Origin of the sequence: Pseudomonas sp. SWRI50, from assembly GCF_014269095.1 — a bacterium.
In the GTDB taxonomy this organism is placed as follows: Bacteria; Pseudomonadota; Gammaproteobacteria; order Pseudomonadales; family Pseudomonadaceae; genus Aquipseudomonas; species Aquipseudomonas kermanshahensis.
The window spans coordinates 115,796-131,292 of record NZ_JABWRW010000013.1 but is presented as its reverse complement, the minus strand read 5'-3'; the positions used below and the strand labels follow the sequence as shown (position 1 = coordinate 131,292).

14 protein-coding genes are annotated in these 15,497 nt (G+C 63.4%); 7 read left to right on the top strand and 7 right to left on the bottom strand.

The window, feature by feature from the left end; all coding sequences use genetic code 11:
* The first annotated feature begins 612 nt into the window (after positions 1 to 612).
* The gene (locus HU750_RS15605; RefSeq protein WP_099455097.1) at positions 613 to 1,311 is read left to right on the top strand and encodes a response regulator; all 699 of its coding nucleotides are present in this window, start codon (positions 613 to 615) and stop codon (positions 1,309 to 1,311) included.
* Entirely contained in the window at positions 1,308 to 2,915 is a 1,608-nt protein-coding gene (locus tag HU750_RS15600; protein WP_027594695.1) for an ATP-binding protein, read from the top strand. The genes HU750_RS15605 and HU750_RS15600 overlap by 4 nt, the downstream gene beginning before the upstream one ends.
* 3 nt (positions 2,916 to 2,918) lie before the next feature.
* Here HU750_RS15600 and HU750_RS15595 read toward each other — a convergent pair whose 3' ends face one another.
* Together HU750_RS15595 and HU750_RS15590 are read right to left on the bottom strand one after the other, a co-directional pair.
* Positions 2,919 to 3,620, bottom strand: a complete 702-nt coding sequence (locus HU750_RS15595; protein WP_027594694.1) for a 4'-phosphopantetheinyl transferase family protein — start codon at positions 3,618 to 3,620, stop codon at positions 2,919 to 2,921.
* An 80-nt stretch (positions 3,621 to 3,700) separates the two neighbouring features.
* The gene (locus HU750_RS15590) at positions 3,701 to 4,492 is read right to left on the bottom strand and encodes a dienelactone hydrolase family protein (protein ID WP_186681007.1); all 792 of its coding nucleotides are present in this window, start codon (positions 4,490 to 4,492) and stop codon (positions 3,701 to 3,703) included.
* A 129-nt stretch (positions 4,493 to 4,621) separates the two neighbouring features.
* On the opposite strand from HU750_RS15590, the gene HU750_RS15585 reads away from it, so the two are divergent.
* The 4 genes from HU750_RS15585 (at position 4,622) to HU750_RS15570 (ending at position 9,084) form a co-directional block, all read left to right on the top strand.
* Entirely contained in the window at positions 4,622 to 5,227 is a 606-nt protein-coding gene (locus tag HU750_RS15585) for an outer membrane beta-barrel protein (RefSeq protein WP_027594692.1), read from the top strand.
* Positions 5,228 to 5,357: 130 nt separating this feature from the next.
* Positions 5,358 to 6,035 (top strand): response regulator, encoded by a 678-nt coding sequence (locus HU750_RS15580; protein ID WP_027594691.1) that lies wholly within the window; start codon positions 5,358 to 5,360, stop codon positions 6,033 to 6,035.
* Positions 6,032 to 7,378, top strand: a complete 1,347-nt coding sequence (locus tag HU750_RS15575; RefSeq protein ID WP_186681005.1) for an ATP-binding protein — start codon at positions 6,032 to 6,034, stop codon at positions 7,376 to 7,378. The genes HU750_RS15580 and HU750_RS15575 overlap by 4 nt, the downstream gene beginning before the upstream one ends.
* Positions 7,379 to 7,761: 383 nt before the next feature.
* Complete coding sequence (locus tag HU750_RS15570; RefSeq protein ID WP_027594689.1) at positions 7,762 to 9,084, top strand: dicarboxylate/amino acid:cation symporter; 1,323 nt, start codon at positions 7,762 to 7,764, stop codon at positions 9,082 to 9,084.
* Between the two features lie 58 nt (positions 9,085 to 9,142).
* On the opposite strand, the gene tsaA is transcribed toward HU750_RS15570, so the two are convergent.
* The 5 genes from tsaA to rimO all read right to left on the bottom strand — a co-directional run bounded on the left by tsaA (position 9,143) and on the right by rimO (position 13,231).
* Positions 9,143 to 9,838 (bottom strand): tRNA (N6-threonylcarbamoyladenosine(37)-N6)-methyltransferase TrmO, encoded by a 696-nt coding sequence (gene tsaA, locus HU750_RS15565; protein ID WP_099430217.1) that lies wholly within the window; start codon positions 9,836 to 9,838, stop codon positions 9,143 to 9,145.
* 6 nt (positions 9,839 to 9,844) lie between these two features.
* The gene (locus HU750_RS15560) at positions 9,845 to 10,306 is read right to left on the bottom strand and encodes a YehS family protein (protein WP_186681003.1); all 462 of its coding nucleotides are present in this window, start codon (positions 10,304 to 10,306) and stop codon (positions 9,845 to 9,847) included.
* A 49-nt stretch (positions 10,307 to 10,355) separates the two neighbouring features.
* Entirely contained in the window at positions 10,356 to 11,066 is a 711-nt protein-coding gene (locus tag HU750_RS15555) for an rRNA pseudouridine synthase (protein WP_027594686.1), read from the bottom strand.
* A gap of 112 nt (positions 11,067 to 11,178) precedes the next feature.
* On the bottom strand, positions 11,179 to 11,637 hold the full coding sequence (locus tag HU750_RS15550) for a GNAT family N-acetyltransferase (RefSeq protein ID WP_186681001.1): 459 nt from the start codon (positions 11,635 to 11,637) through the stop codon (positions 11,179 to 11,181).
* A gap of 262 nt (positions 11,638 to 11,899) precedes the next feature.
* Positions 11,900 to 13,231, bottom strand: coding sequence for a 30S ribosomal protein S12 methylthiotransferase RimO (gene rimO, locus HU750_RS15545; RefSeq protein WP_027594684.1), 1,332 nt, complete (start codon positions 13,229 to 13,231; stop codon positions 11,900 to 11,902).
* Positions 13,232 to 13,467: 236 nt separating this feature from the next.
* Between rimO and HU750_RS15540 the strand changes: the two genes are divergently transcribed.
* Positions 13,468 to 15,378 carry a potassium transporter Kup gene (locus HU750_RS15540; RefSeq protein WP_099455088.1) on the top strand — a complete coding sequence of 637 codons (1,911 nt, stop codon included), beginning with the start codon at positions 13,468 to 13,470 and terminating at the stop codon, positions 15,376 to 15,378.
* Positions 15,379 to 15,497 lie beyond the last annotated feature (119 nt).

Below are 15,497 nucleotides of genomic sequence, written 5' to 3'. Positions count from 1 at the left end.
TCCACAGTTTCTATATTGTACAGGCGCCTTTTGGGCGCCCACCGTTCCGTCCACTTGCTCGATCACCCGTGCGGGGATGCGTCATGCGCGCGCATCCGCCCGCTCGGGCGTACCGACTTCGGGACAGACTCAGGAATAAGGGGCAATAGCTTGCCGCTCCCTGGCCGAAGTCAAAGGTTTTGGGCAGTACCCAAAAGCTGTTGCAGTTCAGTAGTCCGCTGGAGCGGTATGGCTGGTCAAATCACCTGAAGTTCAACCGGAAAATCGAATAATTTGCCGGGTTGACTTTTGTGTGTGATTTTGCACGAACCCCAACATGTAGTGGTTCGCTGCGATCGGGATACAAGATAATGCGGTATCAGGGTCTTTGCAAGGCGAGCGCCTGTGGATAAGTTGTGCGTACTTTGTGGGTATGGCCTGTAGGCCTTGTGCCAAGTGGTTTGCAGTATTTTTCTTCAGCGCACTGCCCCAAGGCAGAATTTTGAGGGCGCGAACCCTACCACAAAAAACGGTTCAGTCCAGTGGCGAGTGCGGTACTGCAGGTCGGTTGGCAGTGCTCGGGGCGGAACGTAGTATCGGGCATAGAAAAACAACAATTGAAAGGCAAAGGCCATGGACCAACCCACCCCCCGCATCCTCATCGTCGAAGACGACCAGCGCCTGGCCGAGCTCACGGCCGAATACCTCCAGGCCAACGGCTTCGAGGTGGCCGTCGAGGGCGATGGCGGCCGCGCGGTGCGACGCATTGTCGACAGCCAGCCTGACCTGGTGATTCTTGACCTCATGCTCCCCGGTGAAGACGGCCTGAGCATCTGCCGCCGGGTGCGTGGCCAATATGCGGGCCCGATCCTCATGCTCACCGCCCGCAGCGACGAACTCGACCAAGTGCAGGGCTTGGACCTGGGCGCCGACGACTATGTGTGCAAGCCGGTGCGCCCGCGCGTGTTGCTGGCGCGTATCCAGGCCCTGCTGCGGCGCAGCGAAGCGCCCGAAAGCAAGCGCCTGGACCTGGCCTTCGGCCCGCTGCGCATCGACAACCGCCTGCGCGAAGCGCGGCTGGGCGAGCAACTGATAGACCTGACCGGCGCCGAATTCGACCTGCTCTGGCTGCTGGCCAGCAACGCCGGCCGGGTTTTGTCGCGCGAGCAGATTTTCACCGCCCTGCGCGGTGTTGGCTACGACGGCCAGGACCGCTCCATCGATGTGCGCATTTCCAAGATCCGCCCCAAGATCGGTGACGACCCGATCCACCCACGCCTGATCAAGACCCTGCGCAGCAAGGGTTACCTGTTCGTCGGCGAGGCGCCATGAACAACTCGATCTTTCTGCGCATCTATGGCGGCATGCTCGCCGTGCTGGTGCTGGTGGCGCTGCTCGGGGTGCTCAGCCTGCACCTGGTCAACGAAGTGCGCGCCGCCCAGCACCGCGAGGGCCTGGCCCAAGGCACTTTCAGCCTGATGGCCGACAACCTGGCCGTGCAGAACGAAACCGAACGCAAGCGCTCATTGCTGATGTGGGAGCGCCTGCTTGGGGTGCCGTTGGCGCTGCAGCCGATGTCGGCGCGCACCCTTGACGGTGGCCAGCGGGCCCGGTTGTATCGCGGCCTGGTGGTGGTCGAAAAGACCGGCCCGCACGCCGCCCAGGTGCTGCGCAAGGTTGGCCGCGAGGATGTACTGCTGGTGGCCCAGATTAAGCAGGTCAGCGAGCAGTTGGCCCGGGCCACCCTTTACCTGTTGGCGGACGAACTGGTGCGCTACCCGGTGACCGAGCAGCAGCAGCGCCTTGCGCAACTCAAGCAGAGCAAGGGGTTTGGTTTCGACATCGCCCTGCAACGGCTGGAGCGGGTCGGCCTGGATGACGACCAGCGGCGGCGGGTAGAGGAGGGCGATACCGTCATGGCCCTGGGCAAGGATGGCGATTCGATCCGTGTGTTCTCCGGGCTCTCGGGGTCTCCCTGGGTGCTGGAAATCGGCCCGTTGCATCAGCTCAACCCGTACCCGCCGCAGTTGCTGATCCTGATTGCCTTTCTCGGGCTGTGCCTGATCGGGCTGGTGGTGTATTTGCTGGTGCGCCAGCTGGAGCGGCGTGTGTCGGGCCTGGAGATTGCGGCCACGCGTATTGCCCAGGGCAGCCTGGACACCCGTGTACCGGCCGGTGACGCCGATTCGGTCGGGCGCCTGGCTGCAGCATTCAATGGCATGGCCGAGCACCTGCAGCGCTCGTTGACCATGCAGCGCGAGCTGGTGCGGGCGGTGTCCCACGAGCTGCGCACACCGGTGGCGCGCCTGCGCTTTGGCCTGGAGATGATCGAGACCGCGAGTACCGACCAAGCCCGCGCCAAGCACCTGGCCGGCATGGATGGCGACATCCAGGACCTGGACAAACTGGTCGACGAGATGCTGACTTACGCGCGCCTTGAGCAAGGTGCGCCGGCGCTGAAATTCCAGCGGGTCGACCTCGATGCCTTGTTTGACCGGGTGATCGAGGAACTCGCGCCGCTGCGGGCCGGCATCAAGGTGGTGCGCGGTGCTTGCCAAGGGGCTGAAACCGATGGGGCCTGGGTCGAGGCCGAGCCGCGCTACCTGCACCGGGCGCTGCAGAACCTGGTGAGCAACGCCATGCGCCATGCCGAGGGCGAAGTTCGGCTCAGTTACCAACTGGGGCAGCAACGCTGCAGGGTCGATGTGGAAGATGACGGGCCAGGCATCCCGGAGGGCGTCTGGGACCGCATCTTCACGCCTTTCACCCGGCTCGACGACAGCCGCACCCGGGCTTCTGGTGGGCATGGGTTGGGCCTGTCGATCGTTCGGCGGATCATCTACTGGCACGCTGGCAGGGCCACGGTAGGGCGCAGCGAGGCGCTGGGCGGCGCCTGCTTCAGCCTCAACTGGCCGCGTGCACAGGCGCCCCAGTAAAGGTCAGACGCTGATCAGGCTCAGCAGGTGGCCGTCCTGAAGGCAGAACTGGCCCTGCAGTTCACTGCCGCGTTGCCATTCGGGTGACAGGTCGGTGAGCAAGCGCAGGCGGGCCAAACCCTCGGTGGACCACTCCAGCACTTCGGCGTGCTCGAAATAGAAACGCTGGCGAGTCAGCGGGTAGAGGGTCTTGAACAGGCTTTCTTTGAGCGAAAAGGTCAGCGTCACTGTCAGGCCGAGCTGGCGGCGGTCCAGGCGCTCACGTTCGGCGGGGGTGAGGATTTCCGCCATCAGGCGCTCGGCACGCTCGTCATCCAGCAGCGACTCCTGATCCAGGCCCAGGCCGCGGCAGCTGCCTTGGCCCGCGACGACGGCGGCGGCCCAACCTTTGCCGTGGGTGATCGAGCCGTGGATGCCGGCCGGCCAGATGGGCGAGCGGTCTTCGTGGGTGCCCGGCACAAAGTCGCGGCCATCCAGCCGTTGCAAGGCGGCGCGGGCGCAGACACGGCCGGCCAGGTACTCGGCCTGGCGCTTGGCCACCGAGCGTTGCAGGCTGGCGCTTTGTGCAATGCCGGCACGCTGGAAGTCGTCGGCAGCCAGGTGGGCCGGGTCGAAGGCACAGCTGACCAGCACTGCACCCGGCAACGGGCGGGGCAGGGGCCAATGGTGCTGAAGTGGGGAGCAGCAGGTGGGAAGTGTGTTCATGGGGGCTATTGTGCCAGCCGCGACGGCGGTGTGGGAGCGGCCTTGCGTCGCGATGGGCCGCAAAGCGGCCCCGGCGATCGTTACTTGAACACGTTCTTGAAGAAGGCCTGCATATCCGCCCATGAGCTTTCATCGGCTGCCTTGTTGTAACCAATGTCCGGGCCACCATGCTCGCCATGGCTCAAACGGTCGGCGTCCGGGTTGGTGAAGCCATGCTTGGCCCCGGGGATGCTGACGAATTTGTAGTTGACCTTGGCCGCGTCCATTTCCGCCTTGAACGCATCGACCTGTTGTTCGGTGACCATGCTGTCCGCCGCGCCGTGCTCGACCAGTATGTCGGCCCTGACCACGCCCGGCTTGGCTGGCGTCTGGGTGGCCAGCGCGCCATGGAAACTCACCACGCCATCGAGTTTTTCTCCCCGGCGCGCCGCATCGAGCACCACCTTGCCACCGAAGCAGTAACCCACTGCGCCCAGTTGGTGCTTGTTGACGTTCGGCTGCTTTTTCAGCAACTCCAGGCCAGCGTCGAAGCGCGCGGCCGCGGCAGCCGGGTCTTTCATCGCTTCGGCCATGAACGCCTGAGCATCCTGCGGATGCTCGGTGTGCTTGCCATCGCCGTACATGTCGATCGCCAGCGCTTTGTAGCCCAAGGCTGCCAGGTCGCGGGCGCGGCGCTTGGCGTAGTCGTTCAGGCCCCACCACTCATGCACCACCACGATGCCCGGGCGTTTGTCGTCCAGCGCATCGTCATAGGCGTAGTAGCCGACATAGCGCTTGCCATCGTCGTCCTGGTAGGGGATCTCGCGGGTAACTACCGCCGCCTGGGCGAGGGCGGCGCTGCACATCAAGGTCAGGGCCAGCAGGGCGCGCATGTTTACTACTCCTTGTCTTGCAGACAGTTCGTTCAGCCCTGGTTCAGCCAGGGTTCAGTCACGGTTCAGGGTGCCCTCCTTACTCTAGCTTCCAGACAGAAACAGCGCATCCAACTGGAGTACGAAGCCATGAAAACCTTCAACACCTTGCTCGCCGCCATGGCCGTCTGCGCCGCAGGCATTACCACCGCCCAGGCCGCCGATGAAAACTTCGCCAGCCTGACCTACGGCCAGACCAGCGATAAAGTCCGCAAGTCGGGCCTGTTGCAACGCAACACCGACAACCTGAACGCCGACGGCATCATCGGCAAGGACGACACCTGGGGCGTGCGCGTGGGTAAGATCAACGACCAGGGTCGCTACTACATGACCTACGATAACGTCTCAGGCGACCACAGCGGCCTCAAGTTGCGCCAGGAAAACCTGCTGGGCAGCTATGACCTGTTCCTGCCGGTGGGCGATACCACCAAACTGTTCGGCGGCGGCAGCCTGGGCATGACCAAGCTGACCCAGGATTCCCCAGGTGCCAGCCGTGATACCGACTATGGCTACGCGGTGGGCCTGCAGGCAGGTGTGATCCAGGAGATCACCGACAAGGCATCGGTGGAGATGGGCTACCGTTACCTGCGCACCAATGCTGCAACCGAGGTGGGCGCCAGCGGCGGGCCGAAAGACGGCACCCTGCGCCTGACCAGCAGTGCACAAACTTATCTGTCGGCGAACTACAAGTTCTGAGGTAGTTGTTATCCTGCACTGGCCTCTTCGCAGCGCAAGGCTGCTCCTACATCGGGCAACCACTGTGCCTGTAGGAGCAGCCTTGCGCTGCGAAGAGGCCGGCACAGGCCATATAAACAAGGAGCAGCACATGAAACTGCTGGTGGTCGAGGACGAAGCGCTGCTTCGCCATCACCTCTACACCCGCCTGGGCGAAAGCGGCCACGTGGTCCAGGCTGTCGCCGATGCCGAAGAGGCCCTTTACCAGGCCGAGCAGTACCACTTCGACCTGGCCGTGATCGACCTGGGGCTGCCGGGCATGAGCGGCCTGGAACTGATCGGCCGCCTGCGCAGCCAGAACAAGACCTTCCCCATTCTCATCCTCACCGCCCGTGGCAACTGGCAGGACAAGGTCGAAGGCCTGGCCGCCGGTGCCGACGATTACCTGGTCAAACCCTTCCAGTTCGAAGAACTCGAAGCGCGCCTCAACGCGCTGCTGCGCCGCTCCAGCGGGTTCACCCAGTCGACCATCGCCGCAGGCCCGCTGCTGCTCGACCTCAACCGCAAGCAGGCGACCCTGGACGATCAGCCCCTGGCCCTGACCGCCTACGAATACCGCATCCTCGAATACCTCATGCGCCACCACCAGCAGGTGGTGGCCAAGGACCGCCTGATGGAGCAACTCTACCCAGGCGATGAAGAACGTGACCCCAATGTGATCGAGGTGCTGGTAGGGCGCCTGCGCCGCAAGCTGGAAGGTGATAACGGCTTCAAACCGATCGACACAGTGCGCGGCCTGGGTTACCTGTTTACCGAGCGCTGCCGATGATCCGTTCCCTGCGGGTGCGCCTGATGTTGGCGGCCGCAGTGCTGGCGCTGCTGTTCATGCTGGCGCTGCTGCCTGCCTTGCAGAAGGCGTTCAGCCTTGCCCTGCAGGAATCCATCGAGCAACGCCTGGCCTCGGACGTGACCACGCTGATCTCCGCCGCCCGCATCGAGCGCGGCCAGTTGCAGATGCCGACGCTGCTGCCGGACGAACGCTACAACCTGCCCTACACCGGCCTGCTCGGCTATATCTTTGACCGCGACGGCAACCTGGTGTGGCAGTCGCGGGCCACCGCAGACCAGAACATCAACTACCGCCCCCGCTATGACGGCCGTGGCAACGAATTCGCCCGCATCCATCAAGGCGATGGCGAAGAGTTCTTCGTCTATGACGTCGAAATCAAGCTGCTTGGCGGCCAGAGCGCGGCCTACAGCATCGTTGCGCTGCAACCGGTGCGCGAGTACCAGCACACCCTCGATGGCCTGCGCGAAAAGCTCTACCTGGGGTTTGGCGCAGCCTTGCTGGCGCTGCTGGTGCTGTTGTGGGCCGGCCTGACCTGGGGCCTGCGTTCGCTGCGGCGGCTGAGCCGCGAGCTGGACGAGGTCGAGGCCGGCGCGCGTGACGGGTTGAGCCGCGAGCACCCCCGGGAGCTGCTGCGCCTGACCGGTTCGTTGAACCGTCTGCTGCACAGCGAGCGCGAACAGCGTCAGCGCTACCGCGACTCGCTGGATGACCTGGCGCACAGCCTGAAGACACCGCTGGCGGTGTTGCAAGGGGTGGGCGAGAGCCTGCGCCAGCGCAGCGGTGAGCGCGAGCAGGCGCGGGTGCTGCAAAGCCAGATCGAACGCATGAGCCAGCAGATCGACTACCAACTGCAGCGCGCCAGCCTGCGCAAGAGCGGCCTGGTGCGTCACAGCGTGCAACTCAAGCCCTTGCTCGACAGCTTGTGCAGCACCTTGGCCAAGGTCTACCGCGACAAGCAGGTCAGCGTCGCGCTGGACATACCCGAGGCCGCGCAGCTGCCGATGGAGCAGGGCGCGCTGCTGGAACTGCTCGGCAACCTGCTGGAAAACGCCTACCGGTTGAGCCTGGGGCACGTACGGGTGACCCTGGAAGAGGCGCCTGGCCAACTGACGCTGTGCATCGAAGACGATGGGCCAGGGGTGCCGGCCGATCAGCGCGAGCGCATTCTGGAGCGCGGCGAGCGGCTGGACAGCCAGCACCCGGGGCAGGGCATCGGGCTGGCGGTGGTCAAAGACATCGTCGACAGCTATGACGCCGGCTTGAGCCTGGGTGATTCGCCGCTGGGTGGCGCGGCCTTCCGGATCACCTTCACGCTGGATTGATCGGCAGTACCGGCCCTTTCACAGGCATGCACATGCTTGAAAGCAGTGCTTCCCTGTGGGAGCGGGTTCACCCGCGAAAGGGCCATACCGCCATACACTATGGGCGGATTCCCGCCATCACCCCTTGTACAAATTCCGCCAACGGGCGGAAATCCGCCAGCCTTCCTCAGCTTTTTCGCCCTGTCGTTGGGCACTTGTCCCTAGCAATCTCGGCCTTTGCACCCTTCGTGGGCATTTTGGCATTGCCCTTGCTATTGATCCTGGCAGAGGCCTGCCCAGGCAGCTCGAACACAACGACAAATCCCTCCATGTGCAGGAGGGTTAGCGATTCAGGTGCCCATCACCCTGGGAAGGGTGAACCGGCACACTTGAGGAAATTAGCCATGACGACACGTCAGCCGCTGTACAAATCCCTGTATGTCCAGGTGTTGGTCGCCATCACCATCGGCATCCTGCTCGGCCACTTCTATCCCGAAACCGGCGTTGCCCTCAAACCCCTGGGTGACGGGTTCGTCAAACTGATCAAAATGGTCATCGCCCCGATCATCTTCTGCACCGTGGTCAGCGGCATCGCTGGCATGCAGAGCATGAAGTCGGTAGGCAAGACCGGCGGCTACGCGCTCCTGTACTTTGAAATTGTCTCCACCATCGCCCTGATCATCGGCCTCGTCGTCGTCAACGTGGTCAAGCCAGGCGCTGGCATGCACATCGACGTCACCACCCTGAACGCCAGCAGCGTGGCCGCTTATGCCGCCGCCGGCGCACAGCAGACCACCGTTGGCTTCCTGCTCAACATCATCCCCAACACCGTGGTCGGTGCCTTCGCCAACGGCGATATCCTGCAAGTGCTGATGTTCTCGGTGATCTTCGGCTTCGCCCTGCACCGCCTGGGCAGCTACGGCAAGCCGGTGCTCGACCTGATCGACCGCTTCGCCCATGTCATGTTCAACATCATCAACATGATCATGAAGCTGGCCCCGGTCGGTGCCTTCGGTGCCATGGCCTTTACCATCGGCCAGTACGGCGTGGGTTCGCTGGTGCAGCTGGGCTACCTGATGGCCTGCTTCTACGTGACCTGCCTGCTGTTCGTCCTGGTGGTTCTCGGCGGTATCTGCCGCGCTCACGGCTTCAGCGTCCTCAAGCTGATCCGCTACATCCGCGAAGAGCTGATGATCGTGCTGGGCACGTCCTCTTCTGAGTCCGCGCTGCCACGTATGCTGGCGAAGATGGAGCGCCTGGGTGCGAAGAAATCGGTGGTTGGCCTGGTCATCCCGACGGGCTACTCGTTCAACCTGGACGGCACCTCGATCTACCTGACCATGGCCGCTGTGTTCATCGCCCAGGCGACTGACACCACCATGGACATCACCCACCAGATCACCCTGCTGCTGGTACTGTTGGTGGCGTCCAAAGGCGCTGCTGGCGTGACCGGTTCGGGCTTCATCGTGCTGGCTGCCACCCTGTCGGCGGTTGGCCACCTGCCGGTTGCCGGCCTGGCGCTGATCCTGGGCATCGACCGCTTCATGTCCGAAGCCCGTGCCTTGACCAACCTGGTCGGTAACGCCGTTGCCACCGTGGTCGTGGCCAAGTGGGTCAACGAAATGGACAACGACAAGCTGGCTTCGGAGCTGGCATCTGGCGGCGCACCGCTGGAAGACACCCGTCCGACCGACGACCTGGGCGTGGCTGAAGGCCCTGCTCGCTGATCGCGGTTAGGCAATGAAAAAGGCGACCTTCGGGTCGCCTTTTTTGTGCACGCTCGGATCAATGATCCAGCACGACTTCCAGCACGCGGATCAGCGCCGGCTGCGGATAATGCCAGCGCACCTGCACATCCCAGAACTTGACCCCATACACCCGCTCCGGGGGTGGCACCTGATACGCCGGCCGCGGGTCTTGCCCGAGGCACTGCTCAATCAGCTCCACCAGTGGCTCGCCCAGGCGCAGCGCATGCGCGTGGGCCTGGGGCAGGGCATCGTCGTGCCATTGCACGGCGATGGCGGCAGGCGCTTCGCTGGCCATCTGGTTGCTGGCACCGGCAATGCTGTCGGCATAGGGTACGTAAGGCTTGATATCCAGCACCGGGGTGCCATCGAGCAGGTCTATCCCGGACAGCAGCAGGCGACCAGGCTCTACGCCTTCCAGGCGTACCACCGACTGGCCAATACCATTGGGCCTGTGGGTGGCACGGGTGGCGAACACGCCCATGCTCTTGTTGCCGCCCAGGCGCGGTGGGCGCACTTTCAGGCGTGGCTTGTCTTCCAGGGCCTGGTGGAACAGAAACAACAGCCAGACATGGCTGACCTGCTCCAGGCCCGCCACGGCATCACCCTGGTCGAACGGCGGCAGCAGCTCCAGCACGCCACGCGCCGCGGGTGCCAGGTGGGGCTGGCGCGGGATGGCGAACTTTTCCTTGAAGCAGGAGCGGACGATGCCGACCGGTGAAACCGTATGCTGCATGGCCACTTAGCCGCGCACGCGCAGGGTCAGGCCCTTGAGGAAGTTGCGCAGCAGCTGGTCGCCGCAGGGCCGGTAGTTGTCATGGCCGACCTTGCGGAACAGCGCGCTGAGTTCGGGTTTGGAGACCGGGAAGTTGACCGACTTGAGTATCACGTGCAGGTCTTCTTCCTTGAGCTCGAACGCCACGCGCAGCTTTTTCAGAATGGTGTTGTTGGTCACCGGCAGCTCGACCGGCTGTTGCGGGCGGCTGTCGTCCTTGCCGCGGCGATGAATCACCAGGCCATCCAGAAAGTGCGCCATGACCGGGTCGGGGCAGCGCACGAAGCCGGGCTCTTCCTCTTTCTTGAGGTAGCTGGCCAGGGTCTCGGCGCTGACCTCCAGGCCCGACAGCTTGATGATGCCGACCATTTTGGCATCGTTGATCTTGAGCATGTAGCGCAGGCTGCGCAGTACATCGTTGTGGTTCATTTGGCTGAAATCCTGTTCTGAGCCGTGCCATCCGGCGCGGCGGTATTGCTTAGAAACGTTCGCTGGTAGCCATGTAGCGCCACTGTCCCAATGGCAGCTTGCCCATGGACACACCGCCCAGGCGAATGCGGCGCATGCTGATTATCTGCAGGCGCAGGCTGGCGCACAGTTCGGAAATCTGCCCCGGCTGCGGGTTTTTCAAGGCCAGGCGCAGGTGGGTTTCGTTCTGCCAGCTGGCCTTGGCCTTGGGCAACTCCCGGTCATTGCGCATCACACCTCGGGCCAGGCGCTCCAGCGCCTGCGGGGTGGCTTCGCCGCTGACTTCGATGATGTATTCCTGCTCCAGGCGACGCAGGTCGGCGTCGATCTTGCGCGCTACGCGCCAATCCTGGGTGAAAATCTGCAGGCCGCTGGCGCCACGCTCGAGGGGGGCAATGCAGGACAGCTTGGTGAAGTGCCCATGCAGCGGCCGAACACCCTCACGGTGCGCCTCGCTGAGGGTGTCCATGGTCATGCTGATACGGGCCGACTCGGTGTCCAGGCCGGCAGGCTGGTTGAGCAGGAGGGTCACGGGTTCGAGGTTTTCGGCACGCGCACCGGGCAGCAGCTCGACGTGTTGGCCGTCGACCTTGAACTGCGGCTGCTCGACCACCACGCCATCGACCGTGACCCAGCCGCCTTCGATGTACAGCTCGGCTTCGCGGCGGGAACAGCCGAATTGCTCGATAAGGCGTTTGGACAGGCGGACGGGCTCAGACATGACGGCGATTCGCAAAGGCAGGGAAAGGCCGCCATTGTACCTGCCTGGGCGGTCGAGGGGCTGGGAATCTGTGTCATTTACGCCGTTTTGGCGAGACAACACGGCAGAAGCGTCAGGCCCCTGCGCGGATCAGCCGCAGGTGCAGCAAAGGGTAGGGCTGCCCCAGCCCATCGGTCTGCGAACGGCCAACTACCTCAAAACCTTCGTGCAGGTAGAACCCCAGCGCCTGCGGGTTCTGCTCATTGACATCCAGGCGTTCGGCATTCAGTTCATCGATGGCGTAATGCAGCAGCCGTTTACCAATGCCCTTGCCACGGCATGAGGGCGCGACGAACAGCATGTCCACCTGCCCATTGGCCACGCCGGCAAAGCCCTGGATGCGTTGCTGTGAGTCCTTGCAGCAAATCAGCATCACCGCATCGAGGTAGCGGTGCAGCACATGTTCGCGCAGCAGCAGGATATAGGCATCAGGCAGGAAATCGTGGGTCGCGCGCACCGAGTCTTCCCAAACCTGGGTCAGCTCGGGGTAGTCGCGCAGATGGGGGGTATGCAGCGTCGAAACCTGGCGCATCCGTGTATTCCTCCTGGGCACTGAGGAAAACGATAGATGCAAATGCAAAGGTCGGCGTCAGATCAGCCTAACCATTCCATTGTAGGAGCAGCCTTGTGCTGCGAAGAGGCCAGTGGCAATTCCGTAAATCTTCGCTGCTAGTACCGGCCTCTTCGCAGCACAAGGCTGCTCCTACCGGGAGTGCGCATGACCGGAGGGTGTGGGCGGATGTGGCAACACAAGGGGCGCAATGCGCCCCCGGTATTTCAGCGCTTTGCGTTGATCAGACAGGCTCTGCCCACATGTCGTACTCGTCGGCATCCACCACCCGGCAACGCACTTTGTCGCCGGGTTTGAAGCCATGGTCGCCATCGATGAACACGCTGCCGTCGATCTCTGGCGCATCAAAGAAGCTGCGGCCAACCGAACCTTGCTCCTCGACTTCGTCGATCAGCACTTCGATCTCTTTGCCGATGCGCAGCTGCAGGCGGGCGCTGCTGATGGCTTGCTGATGCGCCATGAAGCGGTCCCAGCGGTCCTGCTTGACGTCATCCGGCACTTCGTCCAGGCCCAGGTCGTTGGCCGGGGCGCCTTCGACAGGCGAATACTGGAAGCAGCCGACGCGGTCGAGCTGGGCTTCGGTCAGCCAGTCGAGCAGGTACTGGAAGTCTTCTTCGGTTTCGCCAGGGAAGCCGACGATGAAGGTCGAACGGATCACCAGCTCAGGGCACTGCTCGCGCCAGTTCTTGATGCGCGCCAGGGTACGGTCTTCGAAGGCCGGGCGCTTCATCGACTTGAGCACTTTCGGGCTGGCGTGCTGGAACGGGATGTCCAGGTACGGCAGGATCTTGCCGGCGGCCATCAGTGGGATCACGTCGTCGACGTTCGGGTAGGGGTACACATAATGCAGGCGGACCCAGGCGCCCAGGCTGCTCAGCGCTTCGCACAGCTCGAGCATGCGGGTCTTGACCGGGCGGCCGTTCCAGAAGTCGGTCTTGTACTTGACGTCGACGCCGTAGGCGCTGGTGTCCTGGGAAATCACCAGGATCTCCTTGACGCCCGCCTTGACCAGGCGCTCGGCCTCGCTCAACACTTCACCCACCGGGCGGCTGACCAGTTTGCCGCGCATCGACGGGATGATGCAGAAGCTGCAGCTGTGGTTGCAGCCTTCGGAAATCTTCAGATAGGCGTAGTGACGCGGGGTCAGCTTGACGCCTTGAGGCGGCACCAGGTCGATCAGCGGGTTGTGGTCCTGGCGTGGCGGCACCACTTCGTGCACGGCGTTGACCACTTGCTCGTACTGCTGCGGGCCGGTAACCGACAATACGCTCGGGTGCACATCACGGATGCTGCCTTCCTCGACACCCATGCAACCGGTGACGATGACCTTGCCGTTTTCCTTGATCGCTTCGCCGATCACTTCCAGCGACTCGGCCTTGGCGCTGTCGATGAAGCCGCAGGTGTTGACCACCACCACGTCGGCGTCCTCGTAGGTGGGCACGACTTCATAACCTTCCATGCGCAGCTGGGTCAGAATGCGCTCGGAATCGACCAGGGCTTTTGGGCAACCCAGGCTTACGAAACCTACCTTAGGGGTGGCGGGAGTGGTGGACATGACTAACCTCGGTATTGAATACAGGTCGCCCGACCGGAAACGGGGGCGATCTTGACGGGCGCTTTTGGGCGCCTCTGATCAAAAAGTGCGCAATTCTAGCGAGCGCAAGGTCGCTTGACTAGCAGAAATACGACGAACGCTGCGCTATGCTTCGCGCCGTTGCGTCCGGGTATCTGCCATGCCCTGACGTGGGGGTGAATTCTATCGGCCGAGAGGGCCGTCTGCGGGAGTGGTCGATGGTTCAGGCAAGCAGTCATGCCGAAGGCGGGCACGAGGGGAAGCAGGGTGCGACGCGGTCGCTGGGCCTGCTCGTGGCGGCGGTCGGGGTGGTCTATGGCGATATTGGCACCAGCCCGCTGTATACGCTCAAAGAAGTCTTTACCGGTGGCTATGGCGTGCCGGTCAACCATGACGGTGTGCTGGGGATCCTGTCGCTGATCCTCTGGTCGCTGCTGTGGGTGGTGTCGTTCAAATACGTGATGTTCATCCTGCGTGCCGACAACCAGGGCGAGGGCGGCACCATGGCGCTTACCGCGCTGGCGCGGCGGGCCACGGCGGCCCATCCGCGGCTGCGTACGCTGATGGTCATCTGCGGGCTGATCGGCGCTTCGCTGTTCTATGGCGACAGCATGATCACCCCGGCGGTGTCGGTCCTGTCGGCGGTCGAGGGCATGGGCCTGGCTTTCGACGGCATCGATCACTGGGTGGTGCCCATTTCGCTGGTGGTGCTGGTAGCGCTGTTCCTGGTGCAAAAGCATGGCACCGACAAGATCGGCAAGCTGTTTGGCCCGATCATGGTGGCCTGGTTCGTGGTGCTGGGGGCCTTGGGGGTGCATGGCATCTCGCAAAGCCCTGAAGTGCTCAGGGCATTCAACCCCGGCTGGGCGGTGAACTTCTTCATTGTTCACCCCGGCATGGGCGTGGCCATTCTCGGTGCCGTGGTGCTGGCGCTGACCGGTGCCGAGGCGCTGTACGCCGACATGGGCCACTTCGGCCGCAAGCCGATTGCCCGCGCCTGGTTCGCCCTGGTGCTGCCGGCGCTGGTGCTCAACTACTTTGGCCAGGGTGCAATACTGCTGCAGAACCCGGAGGCGGCGCGCAACCCCTTCTACCTGCTGGCACCGTCCTGGGCGTTGCTGCCGCTGGTGGGGTTGGCGACCATGGCCACGGTGATCGCTTCGCAGGCCGTGATTTCCGGGGCCTTCTCCTTGACGCGCCAAGCTATCCAGCTGGGCTACATACCGCGCATGCAGATCCAGCACACGTCCAGCGATGAACAGGGGCAGATCTACATCGGTGCGGTGAACTGGACGTTGATGGTCGGTGTCGTGTTGCTGGTCATCGGTTTTGAATCGTCCGGCGCCCTGGCCGCGGCCTATGGAGTGGCGGTCACCGGCACCATGCTGATGACCACCATCTTGGTGTCGTCGGTGATGCTGCTGTTGTGGAAGTGGCCGCCGGTGCTGGCAGTGCCGATTCTGCTGGGCTTTTTGTTCGTGGACGGGCTGTTCTTCGCCGCCAACGTGCCGAAGATCGTGCAGGGCGGGGCCTTCCCGGTGTTGGCGGGCGGCGTGTTGTACCTGTTGATGAGCACTTGGAAGCGCGGCAAGCAGATTCTTGTCGAGCGCATCGATGAAGGCGCGCTGCCGCTGCCGGTGTTCATCAGCAGCATCCGCATCCAGCCGCCGCACCGGGTTGAAGGGACGGCGGTGTTCCTGACGGCGCGCCCAGACGCGGTGCCCCATGCGCTGCTGCACAACATGTTGCACAACCAGGTGCTGCACAGCCAGGTGGTGCTGCTGACGGTGGTCAGCGAGGACCAGCCACGGGTACCGGAGCAGGAGCGTTTCGAGGTGGAGGCCTATGGCGACGGGTTCTTCCGCGTGCTGTTGCACTTTGGCTTCATGGACGAGCCGGACGTGCCGGCGGCGTTGAAGCTGTGCCACCTGGAAGACCTGGATTTCAGCCCGATGCGCACGACGTACTTCCTTAGCCGCGAAACCGTCATTGCGTCGCGGCTGGAGGGCATGTCGCGCTGGCGCGGGAACCTGTTTGCGTTTTTGCTGAAGAACGCCAACGGCAATCTGCGCTTCTTCAATCTACCGTTGAACCGGGTGATCGAGCTGGGGACCCAGGTCGAGATTTGAGCCAGGTCGGGCTGCTGGTATTGCGCAGCCCGTTCTGCCTTCATCGCCGGCAAGCCGGCTCCCACAGGTTCAACAGCGCCCTCGAGAGCTGCACACTTCCTGTGGGAGCAACTGTCTTG

Excerpts from the sequence above, each read along its gene's own strand:
- HU750_RS15605 (WP_099455097.1), top strand. The coding sequence starts at position 613 with ATGGACCAACCCACCCCCCGCATCCTCATCGTCGAAGACGACCAGCGC.
- HU750_RS15600 (WP_027594695.1), top strand. The coding sequence starts at position 1,308 with ATGAACAACTCGATCTTTCTGCGCATCTATGGCGGCATGCTCGCCGTG.
- HU750_RS15595 (WP_027594694.1), bottom strand. The coding sequence starts at position 3,620 with ATGAACACACTTCCCACCTGCTGCTCCCCACTTCAGCACCATTGGCCC.
- HU750_RS15590 (WP_186681007.1), bottom strand. The coding sequence starts at position 4,492 with ATGCGCGCCCTGCTGGCCCTGACCTTGATGTGCAGCGCCGCCCTCGCC.
- HU750_RS15585 (WP_027594692.1), top strand. The coding sequence starts at position 4,622 with ATGAAAACCTTCAACACCTTGCTCGCCGCCATGGCCGTCTGCGCCGCA.
- HU750_RS15580 (WP_027594691.1), top strand. The coding sequence starts at position 5,358 with ATGAAACTGCTGGTGGTCGAGGACGAAGCGCTGCTTCGCCATCACCTC.
- HU750_RS15575 (WP_186681005.1), top strand. The coding sequence starts at position 6,032 with ATGATCCGTTCCCTGCGGGTGCGCCTGATGTTGGCGGCCGCAGTGCTG.
- HU750_RS15570 (WP_027594689.1), top strand. The coding sequence starts at position 7,762 with ATGACGACACGTCAGCCGCTGTACAAATCCCTGTATGTCCAGGTGTTG.
- tsaA (WP_099430217.1), bottom strand. The coding sequence starts at position 9,838 with ATGCAGCATACGGTTTCACCGGTCGGCATCGTCCGCTCCTGCTTCAAG.
- HU750_RS15560 (WP_186681003.1), bottom strand. The coding sequence starts at position 10,306 with ATGAACCACAACGATGTACTGCGCAGCCTGCGCTACATGCTCAAGATC.
- HU750_RS15555 (WP_027594686.1), bottom strand. The coding sequence starts at position 11,066 with ATGTCTGAGCCCGTCCGCCTGTCCAAACGCCTTATCGAGCAATTCGGC.
- HU750_RS15550 (WP_186681001.1), bottom strand. The coding sequence starts at position 11,637 with ATGCGCCAGGTTTCGACGCTGCATACCCCCCATCTGCGCGACTACCCC.
- rimO (WP_027594684.1), bottom strand. The coding sequence starts at position 13,231 with ATGTCCACCACTCCCGCCACCCCTAAGGTAGGTTTCGTAAGCCTGGGT.
- HU750_RS15540 (WP_099455088.1), top strand. The coding sequence starts at position 13,468 with ATGGTTCAGGCAAGCAGTCATGCCGAAGGCGGGCACGAGGGGAAGCAG.